This is a genomic window from Paeniglutamicibacter antarcticus (assembly GCF_039544305.1).
GTDB classification, from domain to species: Bacteria; Actinomycetota; Actinomycetes; order Actinomycetales; family Micrococcaceae; genus Paeniglutamicibacter; species Paeniglutamicibacter antarcticus_C.
Genome location: NZ_BAABLK010000028.1, coordinates 34,385 through 50,787, shown reverse-complemented (window position 1 = coordinate 50,787; position 16,403 = coordinate 34,385). Strand labels below are relative to the sequence as shown.

General features: G+C 64.2%; 12 protein-coding genes. 6 read left to right on the top strand and 6 right to left on the bottom strand.

Going from position 1 to position 16,403, the window contains the following annotated elements:
- Positions 1-50 precede the first annotated feature (50 nt).
- Complete coding sequence (locus ABEA12_RS09285) at positions 51-491, bottom strand: hypothetical protein (protein ID WP_210101241.1); 441 nt, start codon at positions 489-491, stop codon at positions 51-53.
- 330 nt (positions 492-821) lie between these two features.
- On the opposite strand from ABEA12_RS09285, the gene ABEA12_RS09280 reads away from it, so the two are divergent.
- Positions 822-1,070: a WhiB family transcriptional regulator gene (locus ABEA12_RS09280; protein WP_007271814.1), complete on the top strand. Its 249-nt coding sequence runs from the start codon at positions 822-824 to the stop codon at positions 1,068-1,070.
- Positions 1,071-1,234: 164 nt separating this feature from the next.
- A complete protein-coding gene (locus tag ABEA12_RS09275) occupies positions 1,235-3,406 on the top strand; it encodes a protein kinase domain-containing protein (RefSeq protein WP_210101242.1) in 2,172 nt (723 codons plus the stop codon).
- 91 nt (positions 3,407-3,497) lie between these two features.
- Here the strand turns inward: ABEA12_RS09275 and ABEA12_RS09270 are convergent, their stop codons facing one another.
- On the bottom strand, positions 3,498-4,895 hold the full coding sequence (locus tag ABEA12_RS09270) for a class II 3-deoxy-7-phosphoheptulonate synthase (RefSeq protein ID WP_210101243.1): 1,398 nt from the start codon (positions 4,893-4,895) through the stop codon (positions 3,498-3,500).
- A 96-nt stretch (positions 4,896-4,991) separates the two neighbouring features.
- Complete coding sequence (locus ABEA12_RS09265) at positions 4,992-5,699, bottom strand: lysophospholipid acyltransferase family protein (RefSeq protein WP_210101244.1); 708 nt, start codon at positions 5,697-5,699, stop codon at positions 4,992-4,994.
- 214 nt (positions 5,700-5,913) lie between these two features.
- Between ABEA12_RS09265 and ABEA12_RS09260 the strand changes: the two genes are divergently transcribed.
- The 3 genes from ABEA12_RS09260 to ABEA12_RS09250 all read left to right on the top strand — a co-directional run bounded on the left by ABEA12_RS09260 (position 5,914) and on the right by ABEA12_RS09250 (position 9,140).
- Positions 5,914-6,684, top strand: coding sequence for an alpha/beta hydrolase (locus ABEA12_RS09260; RefSeq protein WP_210101245.1), 771 nt, complete (start codon positions 5,914-5,916; stop codon positions 6,682-6,684).
- Positions 6,681-7,136, top strand: coding sequence for a hypothetical protein (locus tag ABEA12_RS09255; protein WP_210101246.1), 456 nt, complete (start codon positions 6,681-6,683; stop codon positions 7,134-7,136). The genes ABEA12_RS09260 and ABEA12_RS09255 overlap by 4 nt, the downstream gene beginning before the upstream one ends.
- A 189-nt stretch (positions 7,137-7,325) precedes the next feature.
- The gene (locus tag ABEA12_RS09250) at positions 7,326-9,140 is read left to right on the top strand and encodes an AMP-dependent synthetase/ligase (protein WP_210101247.1); all 1,815 of its coding nucleotides are present in this window, start codon (positions 7,326-7,328) and stop codon (positions 9,138-9,140) included.
- Positions 9,141-9,241: 101 nt separating this feature from the next.
- On the opposite strand, the gene ABEA12_RS09245 is transcribed toward ABEA12_RS09250, so the two are convergent.
- The 3 genes from ABEA12_RS09245 to ABEA12_RS09235 all read right to left on the bottom strand — a co-directional run bounded on the left by ABEA12_RS09245 (position 9,242) and on the right by ABEA12_RS09235 (position 15,232).
- A complete protein-coding gene (locus ABEA12_RS09245; RefSeq protein ID WP_210101248.1) occupies positions 9,242-10,657 on the bottom strand; it encodes a mycothione reductase in 1,416 nt (471 codons plus the stop codon).
- 6 nt (positions 10,658-10,663) lie between these two features.
- Positions 10,664-11,575 carry a superantigen-like protein SSL4 gene (locus ABEA12_RS09240; protein ID WP_210101249.1) on the bottom strand — a complete coding sequence of 304 codons (912 nt, stop codon included), beginning with the start codon at positions 11,573-11,575 and terminating at the stop codon, positions 10,664-10,666.
- A gap of 207 nt (positions 11,576-11,782) precedes the next feature.
- On the bottom strand, positions 11,783-15,232 hold the full coding sequence (locus tag ABEA12_RS09235) for a pyruvate carboxylase (RefSeq protein ID WP_210101250.1): 3,450 nt from the start codon (positions 15,230-15,232) through the stop codon (positions 11,783-11,785).
- A 278-nt stretch (positions 15,233-15,510) separates the two neighbouring features.
- Between ABEA12_RS09235 and ABEA12_RS09230 the strand changes: the two genes are divergently transcribed.
- Positions 15,511-16,329: a ParA family protein gene (locus tag ABEA12_RS09230; RefSeq protein WP_210101251.1), complete on the top strand. Its 819-nt coding sequence runs from the start codon at positions 15,511-15,513 to the stop codon at positions 16,327-16,329.
- Positions 16,330-16,403 lie beyond the last annotated feature (74 nt).

Here is a 16,403-nt window from a genome sequence, read left to right as displayed (position 1 = left end):
CGCTCAAAGAACCCAGGTTTTGCTTCGCCTGTAGCGACAACGAAGTCCGATCATTCGGCGGAAGTTGATTCCGTCGTCGGACGGTCGCCCAGGAAGGCCGTGGTGCGCGGGTCGAAAAGCAGCACGATGATCAGTGCTGCCGGGACCAGCCAAAGCCAAGCCATCAGTACATCACCGGTTTGGAAGTAGGGAATAGCCAGAATGATCTGGAAGACCTGCCACATCAGCGCCGCGGCACGTGTCCAAGCACGTCCGGCGAAGAAGCTGTAAGCGACGAAAAGCTGCCAGGCGCCGGCAGCGATGATCAACACCAGCATGAAGATCCGTGCCCCCATGCCCAGGACACCGGCCTCGCCCAATTGAAGGGCGTACGCCAAGGCGTAGGTGAGCACAGCGAGCCCCTCAATGGCCAGGACCGCCGAAATGACCAGCACCGAAAGGGGGCGGCGTTCGGTGGCCGGACGGCTGGGTTCTGGGACTGGCTGGTTCATCACCCCTCAAATCTAGTACGGGCACCGCACGGTAGGCCAAAGCCGGGCTCACCAGAATGTGTGACAAAGACCCGGCAACCGATCAACAAAGGCCCTTGTCACAAGGGGCGGAACCTGTTACTTGGCGGAATAAAACGAGCGCTTGTGACCAAGCACTCAAGGAAGCAGGAGTATTGGCAACACAGGAGCCTTGTTTACGTGAACGTAACATGAAAACCTTGTTAGGCAGTCGTTCGGGTATGGCATCCATTCCGTTCTCCTGCTTTTGCCCCGGTTCATATCCGTGGGCGAACCCCTCACTTTTCCTAAACCCAAGGAGCATCAACAAGCATGGATTGGCGTAGCCGCGCGGCTTGTCTGGACAAGGACCCGGAACTTTTCTTCCCGGTAGGAAACACCGGACCGGCCCTTCTCCAGATCGAAGAAGCCAAGAGTGTGTGCCGACGGTGTCCCGTCGTGGACACCTGCTTGGCATGGGCCATCGAGTCCGGCCAGGACGCCGGGGTCTGGGGCGGCATGAGCGAAGATGAGCGTCGGGCGCTCAAGCGCCGGGCGGCTCGGGCACGCCGGGCTTCCTAGTTCCAAAGGTGTTCCACAGCACGTAGGGCTGAGGGGTCGGTTCCACGGGAACCGACCCCTCAGCTGCATCTGGGCGCCACCGCCTTCCCATTCGGCAGTGCATGAAGGCCCCGGACTCCGTGTTGCATGCTCCCCCACCCACTACCACTGGTTACGATCGTTAAGTGACAGCGCCACACATAGACCCCCGCATAGGCACGACGCTTGATGATCGCTATCGGCTCGATGCCCGCATCGCCGACGGCGGAATGGCAACCGTCTACCGTGGAATCGACGTGCGCCTGCACCGCACGGTCGCCGTGAAGGTCCTGCACTCACATCTGTCCTCCGACCCCGGAGTCCTTGAACGTTTCGCCTCCGAAGCGATCATTGCCTCCGGGCTCACCCACGACAACATCGTGGGCATCCTGGACCACCATGCCTCGGGCTCCACCGCCTACATGGTGATGGAATACGTGCGCGGGCTGAACCTGCGCGAATCCTTGGCTGCACGCGGTCGCTACACCCCCCGACAGGCCCTGGTGGTGCTCCAGGCTATCTGTACCGGGTTGTCCATCGCGCACGATGAAGGCATCGTGCACCGCGATATGAAGCCCGCCAACGTGCTGATCTCCGACGAGGGCAGCATCAAGGTCGCCGACTTCGGCTTGGCGCGGGCCTCCACCGCCCACACCAACGCCACCAACTTCTTCGGCACCGCCGCATACATTTCCCCCGAGCTGGCCAAGGGCGAGCCATCCGATGAGCGCAGCGACATCTACGCGGTGGGCATCATCGCCTACGAGTTGCTCACCGGGCACCAGCCCTTCAGCTCCGAAAGTGTCTACGGGCTCGCGTTCAAGCACATCAACGACGAGGTACCCGCTCCATCGGAGCTGGTCCCCGGGCTCTCAAGCGAACTCGATGAACTGGTTGCTTACTGCACCAACAAGGATCCCGAGGACCGGCCGCAGAACGCTGCATTCCTGCTCAGCGACCTGAAACAGATCCATGCCTCGCTCACCGCCGAACAGCTGGACCTGGACTCGGAGACCCTGGGCGGGGTCAAGGACTTGATACCCACGGCCGTTTCCCCGCACACCACGGTGCATGACCGCTTGGCGCTGGCACAGGAATACCGCGACTCCATGGCCGCCGGACGGGACGACGGCGGCGAAGCAACGATGGCTCTGCCCGGTTATGAGGCTCCGGATTCCGACTCCCAGGGATCCAACGAGGATGCCACCACGGCTTTGGGAGTCCCGGGGCAGCACACCACCCTCTTCGCCGGGCCCGAACACACCCAGGTGTTCGACGGCGCCCGGATGCCAGGACCACAGACCGATCCCGGCGTGGCAGCTGAGATGCAGCGGCCCATTTCCGCCCGTCAAGCGAAGAGGAGCGCCAAGGCGGCAGAGGTTGCCTGGCGCAAGGACGCACAGATCCCGACGCATCAGTTGACTCCGCGGATCCCGACACAGCGCAAATGGCTTATCGGGATCGTGCTGGTAGTCGTGGCCGGGGTTGTTGCCGCAGTCAGCCTTTTCTTCGGCATGGGTCCTGGGGCGCCCTTCGACATCCCGACCTTGACCAAGGTCAGCGCCAGCGAAGCGGTCCAGCAACTCGATGAAGCCGGGGTGCACGCCGCCACCCAAGACGTGTATGACGAAAAGATCGAGCGCGGCCTCGTGGTTGGAAGTGAACCCGTCGCTGGGGAAACGATCCGTCGATTTCAAGGACTCGAGCTCTTTGTCTCCATGGGACCCGAACTCTTCACCGTCCCGAACCTAAGCGGCCGCAAGCAATCAGATGCCGAGGCGGACCTGAAGTCCGCACAGCTGGCAGTCGGCAATATCAAGCAGAAGTATTCCGAGGAAGTCGCCAGGGGAACCGTCCTGACTCAGGATCCTGTTGCCGGAGAGGAACTGCGCCGGGGCGCAAAGATCGCACTAACCATCTCCAGGGGTCCCGCACCGGTTGACGTCCCGGAGGTGTTGGGAAAGACCCCGAAGGAAGCGGAAGCCATCTTGAAGGCGGCCGGGCTGAACGGAAAGTCCGCCGGTGAGGAATACAGCACCTCGGTGGCTTCGGGGAAGGTGATGTCACAGAAGCCCTCAAGCGGGCAGCTCGAACGTGGCAGCACCGTTGAATATGTGGTCTCCCGCGGGCCAAAGATGATAGAGGTACCCGACTTGCAGGGCAAACAGATCAGCGAAGCCAAGGCCACGCTTGAGGGACTCGGGTTCGATGTCAAGGTCGAGGAGTTCCTCGGAGGGTTCTTCGGAACCGTCCGCTCCCAGAGCCCCTCGGGCGGAACCGCCCCGGAGGGCTCCGTGATCCGGTTGGTCGTGGTCTAGCAGCACTCAGGGAGCCACAGTGTGCCACCCGCACACACCGATGGCCGGGTGCCTTCCCAGTGGGAAGGCACCCGGCCATCGGTGTAATTAGCTAGTCGCGGGGGCCGCGCTTGGCCAGTGCCCCGGAGACCAGGAAGGCCATTTCCAGGGACTGCTTGTGGTTCAGGCGCGGGTCGCAGACCGACTCGTACAGGTCGTCGAACTGTTCCTGGCGGATCGGGTCGGCACCGCCGAGGCACTCGGCCACGTCGTCGCCGGTCATTTCCACGTGCAGGCCGCCCGGGAAGGTGCCCAGCGAGTCGTGGACCTCGAAGAAGCCGCGGACTTCGTCCATCACGTCGTCGAAGTTGCGGGTCTTGTAGCCGTTTTCGCTCGTCACGGTGTTCCCGTGCATCGGGTCGGTGACCCAGAGGACCTGGGCCCCTGAGGCTGTGACCTTCTCGACCAGGTTCGGCAGCTTCTCGCGGATGTTCTTTGCACCCATGCGGGTGATGAAGGTCAGGCGGCCCGGCTCACGGTTCGGGTCCAGCTTGTCGATCAGCGCCAGGGCGTCGTCCGGGGTGGTCGTCGGTCCGAGCTTGACGCCGATCGGGTTGCGAACCCGGGAGAGGAAATCAACGTGCGCGCCGTCGAGCTGGCGGGTGCGTTCCCCGATCCACAGGAAGTGCCCCGAGGTGTCGTAAGGCTGGTCGGTGCGTGAATCGGTGCGTGTCAGTGCGCGCTCGTAGTCAAGCAGCAGGGCCTCGTGGGAAGCGAAGAACTCTGTGCGCTTCAACGCCTCGAACTCGGCGCCACAGGCGTCCATGAACTTCACAGCGCGGTCGATCTCGCCGGCGAGCTGCTCGTAGGCGGCGTGCGCCGGGTTGGCCATGAAGCCTCGGTTCCACGAGTGCACCGAGCGAAGATCCGCGAAGCCGCCCTGGGTGAAGGCGCGGATCAGGTTCAGCGTCGATGAGGAGGTGTTGTAGGCATCGACCATGCGCTTCGGATTGTGCTCGCGGGATTCAGGGGTGAAGTCGAAGCCGTTGACGATCTCACCGCGGAAGGCCGGCAGCGTTACCCCGTCGCGAGTCTCGTCGTTGGAGGAACGCGGCTTGGCGAACTGCCCGGCCATGCGTCCCATCTTGATCACCGGCATCGAGGCGCCGTAGGTCAGCACCACGGCCATCTGCAAGATGGTTTTCACGCGAGCGGAGATCTTGTCGGCGGTAGCCCCGGCGAAGGTCTCGGCACAGTCCCCTCCCTGCAACAGGAAGGCGCGGCCCGATGCGGCGGCGGCCAGGCGCTCACGCAGCACGTCGACTTCGCCAGCAAAGACCAGCGGCGGCCGGGAACCGAGTTCACGGATGGACTCGGCATAGTGCGGGTGCTCGCTCCATGTCGGCTGCTGGGCAATGGGCAACGTGCGCCAGATGTCCAGGGCGGGGTCGGCTGCGGGGCCGGCCGGTGGTTGTCCGGGCGATGAGGAAGTCGAAGATAGCTGAGTCACCCTTCAAGGGTAAACCGGTTGGGTGCGGCGACGGGCATTCGCTGCGTAACCCGCGGAGCCCGGCGGTCACAGTTCCGCCGGTTCCCTGGCGGCGCGCTACTTCTTCTTGCCGGCCTCGCGGCGTTCGGCATCGAGCTGTGCCTTGACCGTCGCGGCGTAGGTGTCCACGTATTCCTGGCCGGAGAGGCGCATGATGGCATACATGATCTCGTCGGTCACCGAGCGCTGTACGAAGCGGTCCTCGCTCATTCCGGCGTACCGGGAGAAGTCCAGTGGTTCACCCACGATCATTCCGACGCGGCGGATGTTGGGCATCCGCTTGCCGATGGGCTGGACCTTGTCGGTGCCGATCATGGCGATCGGAATCACCGGGACCTGTGCCTGAAGCGCCAGCTTCGCGACCCCGAGCTTGCCACGGTAGAGCCTGGAATCGGGGCTGCGGGTCCCTTCTGGGTAGATGCCCAGCAGGCTGCCATCGACAAGCGCCTGGGCGCCGGCACCCAACGAGTTGGCGCTGGCCGCACCGCCGGATCGGTCCATCGGGATCTGGTTGATCATCCGGAAGAACCAGCCGGTGACCCTGCCCTTGAGTCCGCGGCCGTTGAAGTAGTCGCTCTTGGCAAGGAAGATCACCGGACGGCTCACCGCCACGGGCAGGAAGATCGAGTCGGAGACCGAAAGGTGGTTGCTGGCCAGGATTGCACCGCCGGTATCGGGGATGTTCTCCAGCCCCTTGACCCACGGCCGGAAGAACACGTTTACCAGCGGTCCGACGATGAACCGCTTCATGAATTGGTAGAACATGCGTTTGGATGCCTTCCGGGCTGAGGTAGATGGTCAAAAAACGGCGGCCCCCAGGATCCGGACGGCGTGTGCCCGGGACCTGGTGGTGATCACCGGGTTCTCAGTTAGGCTCTAACTGTAGGCAAAACAACGCCAACGGTCACACTCGGCACGACTCAGGTGCCCGTGCAATACGTTGGCGCTTCCCCTTGATCCGCCTAGGAGCACGCTAGAGATGCCAAAGACACCGACGGCCGCTTCCGGCCCCAACGTACCGTTCCACCACGACGGCACCAACGGCCAGGCGGTGCTGGTGATCCACGGATTCACCGCTGGCCCGGCGGGCATGTTGCCGTGGGCCAACGCCTTTGCCGAAGCCGGATACACCGTCGACGTACCGCTTTTGCCCGGCCACGGCACCACCTGGCAGGACCTGGCCACCAAGAAATACACCGAGATCCTCGATGCTGTGCACCAGCGGTTCGCGGCACTGGCCGCCACCCACGAACGCGTTTTCGTCGCGGGGCTCTCGATGGGCGGGGCCCTGGCGCTGAACCTGGCCTCGACCCATGCGGTGGCGGGGGTGGCGCTGGTGAACCCCGGGTTGACCATCGAGTCCCCGCTGGCACCGTTTACCGGGTTCTTGCGCTTCCTGTCCCCCAGCGTGCCGGGCATCGCCAATGACATCGCCAAGCCCGGCGGCGACGAGCATGCCTATGGCCGCACTCCGGTGGCAGGGGTCCACGAGCTGCGCAAGCTCTTCAAGGAGACCATCTCAAAGCTGCCGCGGATCACCGCACCGGTGATCGTTTTTCGCTCGGATCTGGACCATGTGGTTCCCGAATCCAGTTTCGACACCCTGGTGGCCGGGCTCGATGCCCGTGTCCACCTTGAGGTGAAACGGTTGACGCGCAGCTACCATGTAGCCACGCTTGACTATGAGGCGGAAGAAATTTTCGCCCGTTCCATCGAGTTCTTCCAGGAAGTGGACACGCACAGGCCATGACCAACCCGTTTCACGAGCCGGCCGAGTCCGGCGATTCCGACGATGCCGTGTGGGACGACCTGGCCCGCAGGCTGGAATCGGATCCCGCAGCAGATCCAGGGCCAACGGATCGCACCACCGGCGAAGCGCCTCACGGCGTCGACCCGCAGCTCTTCAGGATGCACCCGGCGCTGACCGGCCCCCGGGACTACGAGGGGTCCGGGGATCCCGACGACGGCGAGTTCATCCCCGATGACCCTCCGGCGCTGGGATCAGGAAACCCGTTGACGACCCTGGCATGGGTGTGTGCCGCTGGGGCACCGATCACCTTGCTGCTGCTGGCGATCTTCTGGCGGCGAGCGCCCACGCCGCTGTGGATCGGGCTGGTGGTGCTGGCTGTTGCCGCCACGGTGTTCCTCTTTGCCAAGTTGCCGCGCCACCGCAACGAAGGAGACGACGGAGCCCGGGTCTAGCTTCGGTGCCTTCCTCGCGCCGATGCGTACCGCCGGCCCGCATCGGCGAGGTTTGTTGCGCGCCCGGACAAATCACCGTAAGTTACTAGTGAGTAAACAATGTGACTCGAACCACTATGATAGGTGGCAAGGGGAATTAGGGGGTTGGCAGGCCTCGATAGCCCCACCCCGGAACCTAAGGAGCTCCAAATGCAGGAAATGATAGTCCCCCCGATGGTGATAAACCCGCCACAAACCAACATCACCGACCTGCTTTTGCGCCATGCCCGGTCCGCGGCCAACCCGGTGCTCCTCTCGAAGCCAGGCCCCGCCGGAACCTGGATCGACATCCCGGCTTCTGAATTCGCTGCCGATGCCGCCGCCCTGGCGAAGGGGTTCATCGCCTCGGGAATCGAGCCCGGGGGCCGCATTGGTTTGATGGCCCGCACCCGCTACGAGTGGACGCTGATCGACTTCGCGATCTGGTTCGCCGGCTGCATCACGGTTCCGGTCTACGAAACCTCCTCCCCCAGCCAGATCGCCTGGACCCTGGGTGATTCCCACGCCACCGCGGTCGTGGTCGAGGCACCGCGCCACGAGAAGGTTGTGAGCCAAGCCGCCCATCAGGAGGGCCTGGACGACCTCAAGCACATCTGGCAAATCGACGGAAACGGGCTCGATGCACTGCGCGAGGCCGGCAACGACGTCGACGACGCGCTCTTGGAAGAGCGCCGTGCCGCCGCGGGCCTCGACTCGATTGCCACCATCATCTACACCTCGGGCACCACCGGACGCCCCAAGGGCTGCGAGTTGACGCACTCGAACTTCGTCGAACTAAGCGACAACGCCGCGGCGACCCTTCCCGAGTGCGTCTACCCCGGCGCCGCGACCATCATGTTCCTGCCCTTGGCACACGTCTTCGCCCGGTACATTTCGGTGCTCTGCGTGGCCGCCGGGGTCCGGGTGGGCCACACCCCTGATGTGAAGAACCTGATGGGTGATCTGCAATCATTCCAGCCGAACTTCATCCTCGCGGTGCCGCGCGTCTTTGAGAAAGTGTACAACTCCTCGATGCTCAAGGCCGAGGACGGCGGCAAGGGCAAGATCTTCCACGCCGGTGCGGCCACCGCCATCGCTCACTCCCGTGCCGAGCAGGACGGCAAGGTCCCCCTGGGCCTCAAGCTCAAGCACAAGGTCTTTGACGTGCTGCTGTATTCCAAGATCCGTGCCGCGATGGGCGGGAAGGTCGTTCACGCGGTTTCCGGCGGAGCCCCTCTGGGCGAACGACTGGGCCACTTCTTCCACGGCATCGGACTCACCGTCCTGGAGGGCTACGGACTGACCGAGACCACGGCGCCGATCACCGTCAACACCGTCAAACACCTAAAAATCGGGACCGTGGGACGGCCCCTGCCTGGCAACGGCGTGAAAATCGCCGAAGACGGGGAGATCCTGGCCAAGGGCGTCTGCGTGATGCGCGGCTATTACAACCGTCCTGACCTCACCGAGGAAAGCTTCACCGACGGCTGGTTCCGCACCGGGGACATCGGAGAGCTCGATGACGAGGGCTTCCTGCGCATCACCGGACGCAAGAAGGAAATCATCGTCACCGCCAGCGGCAAGAACGTGATTCCGGCAATGCTCGAGGACCAGATTCGGGCCAACCCCCTGGTCTCCCAGTGCGTGGTGCTCGGCGATGCACGCCCGTTCATCTCCGCTCTGGTCACCCTGGACGAGGAAGCGCTCCCAGGATGGCTGGAACGCCACCAGCTGTCGGCGAGCACCACCATGGCCCAGGCCACCGAACTGCCCCAGGTCCTGGAGGCGATTACTGCGTTGGTCAAGAAGGCCAACACCAGCGTCTCGAACGCCGAGGCCATCAAGGAGTTCCGGATCGTGCCCACCGACTTCACCGAGGACTCGGGCCACCTGACCCCGTCGCTGAAGATCAAGCGCGGACAGGTGCTCAAGGACTACGACTCGGTGGTCGAGGAGATCTACTCAGGCGCCAAACCGCGCGCGTAGCCACCTTTTTGGCCTGAACGGCAAAGTGCCTGTGTGGACACCAAAACGGTGTCCACACAGGCACTTTTTTGCCCGCCGGCTGCGGTGCGCCGCTCCCCGGTCTAGAGCGGGTCGTCCCCGCGGGCAGGAACCCCGAGGCCCAGCAACGCGTTTTCCACCACTTCGCTCAGCGCCGGGTGGATCCAGAACTGCTCCCGCGCCATGGTGCTCACGTCCAACCCCGTCACCATCGCCTGGATGAGCGGCTGGATGAGCAATGCAGCTTCATGGCCCATGATGTGCGCTCCCAGCAGCAGTCCGCTTTCCTTGTGCGCCACCAGCTTCACGATGCCTTCGCCGTCCTCCATCGCCCACCCGTAGGCGGTGGACCCGAAGTCCTGGATGACGCTGAGTACAGCGTCCTCTCCGTGTTCGGCCCGCGCTTGTTCCTCGCTCAATCCAACGCATGCGATCTGCGGGATGCTGAACACCGCCGCCGGAACTGCCCGGCGATCCATGGGCCGCATCGCCAGCGGGTTTTCAAGGTTGTGCGATACCACGCGTGCCTCACGGTTGGCCACGTGCTTGAGCTGCTCGGTGTTTGCCGCATCCCCCATGCCAAAGAGTCCCGGAACCGGTGTTCCCGAGGCGAGTATGCGTTGGTACTCATCGACGATCAACGAGCCGTCCTCGCGCATGTCGAAGCCGAGCCCGGAAACGCCCAGTGCGTCGGTGTTCGGCCGCCGCCCGGTGGCCACCAGCACGGTGTCCGCCTCCAGCACCAGGGATTCGCTCCCGCGGGCGAATTCCAAGTGAAGGCCATCCCCCTGCTTGGTGATGCCGCGCAGGTTAGCGTTGAGCTCAACGCCCCAGCGCTTGGCCGCTGCCTGGGTGAATGCCGCGGTGATGTCGGCATCCTGCTTGCGCATCAATGCACCGGAACGGTTGACCTGGATCACCTCGGATCCCAGTGCGGAGAACACTGCAGCGAATTCACTGGCGATATAACCGCCTCCGAGGATCACCAGGGACTTGGGCAGCGCATCAAGGCGCATGATGCTGTCCGAGGTGTGCACCCCGGGGAGGTCGATGCCGGGGGCATCGGGCAGGGTGGCGCGGGATCCGGTGGCAACGACAATCCTCTCAGCGGTGATGCTCTGTCCGCTGGCGGTGCGCAACTCGTTGGGCGACACGAACGAGACATGCTCGGTGTAGAGGGTCACGTTCTCCAGCTCGTGGGCACGGTAGTTCTTGCCGGCTTCAGAGATCGCGTCGATGCGCCCGAAGATACGGTCGCGGATCTCGGGCCAGTTGGCCCCGCTGAAGTCCAGGTCCACGCCGAGGCGTTTGGCTTCTGCGGCGCTTTGGGCCAGTTGTGCGGGATAGACGAACATCTTTGTGGGGATGCAGCCGACGTTCAGGCAGGTTCCGCCGAAGACGCCAGAGTCGATGATCGCCACTTTCTTGTCGTCCCAGAACTCGGTGATCAGCGAATTCCCGGATCCAGATCCGATGATTGCCAGGTCGTAATGTGCCATGGGTTCCTAGTGCTCCTGAAAGATGGTGGAAAGTTCTTCGATGAGTTGGTCCAGTGCCCGGCGTGCTGCCCGGCGCGGGGCCCTCGCCGGTGTCCCGGAGGAGAGCGCCGGGTCATAGGGCAGCAGCACCAACGGGCGCTCCAGATCGGCCGGCAGCTGGAGGCCCGACGTGTCGCCCGACTCCTGGTGCGAGGCACCCAAGTTGATCACGAACACGGTTTTCCCGGCCATCGCGGGACGGTTGTTGGCCTCGAACCAGTCCAGCTTTTCACGCAGTACCGAGGTGGCTTCCGGTTCGGGCGGTGCTACAAGCACCACGGCGTCAGTGCCGTTGAGCATCCCGGAGAATGCCGCACGGGTAAGGCCGGGACCGCTGGTGCGCAGCGTCCACCCCTTGCCGCGGGCTCTGCCGGCCATAGCTGCTGCCACGGTCCTGGTGCCGGCATGTTCCCCCAGCGCGACCAACGTGACGACCTTTTGGCTGCGGGTTCCCGGTTCGGCTCCGGTGACCGGAACCGGTGCCGTTGCCGGCGCTCCTTCGCCGGGTAGAGCGCGCATCTCGGAGCTCTCGGAGCCCGGCTCACCGGGCTGGCCATCGGCCGGGGCACCGCCCTCAGCATCGGCTGCATCGGCATTTGCCTCGTTCGTTGTTTCCGGTGACGTGGCATTCGTTGTTTCCGGTGACGTGGCATTCGTTGTTTCCGGTGACGTGGCATTCGTTTCTTCCAGCGCCGTGGCGATCTCGGGTCCCGGCGGTTCCTCGAATTCGTTTGGCGCTGTCGTTGCGGGATCCGCTGGAATCTCGGCGGTCTGATTCGGGGACGAATCAGTTTCCTTGGCCGGTCCGGTATCCGCGGCCGGTTTCCCGGCCCGCTTCGAGAGCCACCGGGCAATATACCCGCTCCATTTGCCAGCCATGGGCCCCCCTTGTTTCCTGCGACGATGGACCATTCCCGGCCCACCGCCCTCCGATACGTTCCGCTGGTGGTTCCAGCAGCATTTCGCACCCTAGCATGCAGATGAGGATGGCCCCGGCCCGCCCCGGATCGGGGCGGGTGGGGCCATCCTCATGCTAGTTGCCGCTTGTGCGGCTTCCGCGCCGGTTCGGGCCGGACGATCCCGCCGCTAAGCCGGATCGACGACGATCAGCAGATCGCCTCCTTGGACCTGCGAGGTGCCGGTGATGGCCAGGCGGGAGACGGTACCAGCCACCGTGGAGGTGATCCCGGCTTCCATCTTCATCGCCTCGATGGTGCCCACGGTGCCGCCCACCTCAATGCGATCACCCACGGCGACCTGGGGGGTGACGGCGCCGGCGAACGGCGCGGCGAGGTGGTTCGGGTTTGATGCGTCGGCCTTCTCCGCCACGACAACGGTGGATTCCACCTGGTTGTCGCGGACCATGATCTGCCGCGGCTGGCCGTTGAGCAGGACGGTGACGGTACGCATGCCCTTGTCGTCGGCTTCGGAGATCGACTGCAGGATTACCAGCAGGCGCACCCCCTTGCCCAGTGAGACAACGTGTTCGCGACCCTTGACCAGCCCGTAGAGGTAGTCACGGGTATGCAGCGTTGACACGTCGCCGTAGGCCTCAACGGTTGCCTCGAAGTCACGCGTCGGGCCGGCAAACAGCAGGCGGTTCAGCGTTCGCTGGCGGGTTTCCGATTCTCCGTTCAGCGCCGCCGAGTCCTCGGGCGAAAGTTCTTCGACACGCGGACGCACGACGCGGCCCTCCAGGGCCTTGGAACGGAACGGCTCGGGCCAGCCCCCCGGAGGATCGCCCAGTTCCCCGGAGAGGAACTGGATGACGGAGTCCGGGATGTCAAAGGAGGCCGGATCCTTCTCGAATTCTGCCGGGTCCACGCCCATGCCCACCAGCTGCAGGGCCAAATCGCCGACGACCTTGGAAGACGGAGTGACCTTGACCAACCGGCCCAGGATCGCGTTGGCCGCGGTGTACATGTCTTCGATGGCTTCGAAGCGCTCCCCCAGGCCCAGCGCGATCGCCTGCTGGCGCAGGTTCGAGAGCTGTCCGCCGGGGATCTCGTGGCGGTAGACGCGGCCGGTCGGGGCGGCAAGCCCCGACTCGAACGGTGCATACATGGCACGAACGGACTCCCAGTAGGGCTCCAACGATGCCGCAGCCTCCAAAGAGATCCCGGTATCGCGTTCGGTGTTCTCCAGTGCCGCGATCAGCGCGGAGGCCGAGGGCTGGGATGTGGTCCCCGCCATCGATGCCGCCGCGACGTCCACCGCGTCCACCCCGGCGTCGATGGCTGCCATCAGCGTTGCGCTCTGGCCGCCCGCGGTGTCGTGGGTGTGCAAGTGCACCGGAAGGTCGAAGCGCTCGCGCAGAGCGGTGACCAGCTTGGCTGCCGCGGCAGGGCGCAAGAGCCCGGCCATGTCCTTGATCGCCAGGATGTGTGCCCCGGCGTCAACGATCTGCTGGGCCAGCTCCAGGTAGTACTCAAGGGTGTACAGGTCTTCTGCGGGATCCAGCAGGTTCCCGGTATAGCACAGGGCCACCTCGGCAACCGCGGTCCCGGTCGCACGGACCGCCTTGATGGCCGGTGCCATCTGCGAGACGTCGTTGAGCGCATCGAAGATGCGGAAGATATCGATGCCGGTGGCAGCGGCTTCCTTCACGAACGCATCGGTGACCTCCGTCGGGTACGGGGTGTAGCCCACCGTGTTGCGTCCACGCAGCAGCATCTGCAGCGGGATGTTGGGCAGCTCGGCGCGCAGCAGCGCCAGGCGGCGCCACGGGTCCTCACCCAGGAAGCGCAGGGACACGTCGTAGGTCGCTCCGCCCCAGACCTCCATGGAGAACAGCTGCGGCAGCACGTGGGCGTAAGCAGGTGCAGCGGCGAGCAGGTCCCGGGTACGCACGCGGGTGGCCAGCAGCGACTGGTGTGCATCACGGAAGGTCGTGTCTGTGAGGGCTACGGCCGTTTCGGCACGCAGTGCCTTGGCAAACCCTTCCGGACCCAGTTCCAGCAAGCGCTGGCGCCAGCCGGCTGCCGGTGTTTGCTCCGAGGGTCCGTCAAACGGGCTTCGGTCTGGCTCCGAGGTCTTGTCCCCCGGGAAGGAAGGCAGCTTCTTTCGCGGATCGATGCCCTCTACACGCTCGCCGTGGGGCTGGTTGACGCTCACATCCGCAAGGAAAGAGAGCGCCTTGGTGCCACGGTCCTGGGACTTGCGCCCCGCCAGCAACTCCGGGTGCTTGTCGATGAAGTCGGTGGCGACTTCCCCGGCCAGGAACGCCGGATCGTCAAGCACGTTTTGCAGGAATGGGATGTTCGTGGTGACGCCGCGGATGCGGAATTCTGCTAGCGCACGACGCAGACGGGTCGCGGCGGTTGAAAAGTCGCGGCCGCGGCAGGTGAGCTTGACCAGCATCGAGTCAAAGTGCGGGGAGACCTCGGCACCGGTGTAGATGGTTCCGCCGTCAAGGCGCACCCCGGAGCCGCCTGCCGAACGGTAGACCGTGATGGTCCCGACGTCCGGGCGGAAGCCGTTGGCCGGGTCCTCGGTGGTGATACGTGCCTGCATGGCTACGCCGCGGATCTTCAGCTCGTCTTGGCGGATCTCGAGCTCTTCAAGAGTGGCGCCTGCGGCAATGCGTATCTGAGCCTGCACCAAGTCGACGTCGGTGATTTCCTCGGTGACGGTGTGTTCTACCTGGATGCGAGGGTTCATCTCGATGAACACGTGCTCTCCGGCGCGTTCGCCCTCGGTGTCGACGAGGAACTCGACGGTGCCGGCGTTCTGGTAGTTCAGCGCCTTGGCGAACTTCACCGCATCCTTGTAGAGCGCTTGGCGGATGCCCTCCTCCAGGTTCGGCGCCGGAGCGATCTCGATGACCTTCTGGTGGCGGCGCTGAAGCGAACAGTCGCGTTCGAAAAGGTGCACGACGTTGCCGTGCTCGTCGGCCAGGACCTGGACCTCGATGTGGCGTGGGCGCAACACGGCCTGTTCGACGAACATCGTGTCATCGCCAAAGGCGCTTGCAGCTTCGCGCATGGCTGCAGAGAGCGATTCGGCCAGCTGCTCTCGGGTGTCAACGCGGCGCATGCCACGCCCTCCGCCGCCGGCCACGGCCTTGACGAAGACCGGGAAACCGATCTTGTCGGCTTCGGCGGTGAGGTACTCGACGTCCGAGCTGGGTTCGGAGGAGTTCAGTACCGGGATGCCCGCCTTGCGGGCCGCCCGCAAGGCCTCCACCTTGTTGCCCGCCAGTTCAAGGATCTCGGCAGCAGGGCCGATGAACTTGATGCCTGCTTGGGCAGCAGCGCGTGATAGGTCGGGATTTTCGGCGAGGAACCCGTATCCCGGGTAGATGGCATCGGCGCCGGCTTCCTTCGCAACGCGGATGACCTCCTCGACGTCGAGATATGCCCTGACCGGGTGTCCTTCTTCACCGATCTGGTAGGCCTCGTCGGACTTCTGGCGATGGATCGAATTGCGATCCTCATACGGGTACACGGCGACGGTCTTCGCGCCCAGCTCATAGCCGGCACGGAAGGCGCGAATTGCGATCTCGCCTCGGTTGGCTACCAAGATCTTCTTAAACATGGCGCTCCTGCGAATGATAAAAGGATGAAAAAGCACACGTGCCTAGGGTGCGGCCCGCGCCTAATAACTGGTCGACGCCTATGTTCCGGCGTCCCAAATCCACACCCTACCGTGATCGGCTGCACACGCGGCAAAAGATTGCGTCAAGCACGAAACAGTGGTGTCAACCGGTCGTTCGGGAGGGTGGCCGCAAAGGAAGCGGAAGCCGATTATGATGTTATGGGAACCATTCATCAACTCGCGAGAAACTAACAGTAGAAAAGGACGTGGTCCGTTCCGTGCAGGTAGTGAGCATTAGCAGCCTTAAAGGTGGCGTAGGCAAGACCTCCGTTACGTTGGGGCTCGCGTCGGCCGCTCTCGCAGCTGGTATCCCCACGCTCGTCATCGATCTGGACCCCCATGCGGATGCCAGCACCGGCCTGGGCGTACGCGTCGACTCCAAGTTGACCATCGGCCGGATGCTGAAGGCTTCGCGCAAGACGAACCTGGCCGACAACATCGTTTCCAGCTCGTGGCAGGCCAAGGCCGTGTCCAAGCGGTCCTTGACCAGGGTCCCGGTGCACGACGTGGCGGTCGGCGACGCCTACGCAGGGATCTACGACCGACCCGACCTGCGTGCACGCGACCTGCGCCGGCTCACGCAGCTTCTTGCCAAGACCTCGGGTTACGCTCTGGTGCTCATTGACTGCCCGCCTTCGCTGAACGGGCTGACGCGCATGGCCTGGAGCGCCAGTGAGCGCATCCTTCTGGTTGCCGAACCCTCGTTGTTCTCCGTGGCGGGAACCGAACGCACCCAGCGTGCCTTGGAGATGTTCCGCAAGGAGTATGCACCGGAGCTGGGCCGGATCGATGTCATCGCCAACCGGGTGCGCCCGGACTCCGATGAGCACCGCTTCCGTCTGGCGGAGATGCGTTCGATGTTCGGTTCCTCGATGTTGAGCCCGGAGCTGCCGGAGTTCGCCGACTGGCAGCAGATCCAGGGTGCTGCGTACTCCGTTCACCAGTGGCCGGGCAAGCCTGCAAAGAAGACCGCAGCACTCTTCGACCAGCTGTTGCGCAACATCACCGACACCGCGCGGAAGCCGCCGCGCACCTAGCGCTCTCGGGCTTGCGCTCTCGGCGTACCCTTCCCAAACGCAGGAAACCGCTTCGTGGGAACGAAGCGGTTTCC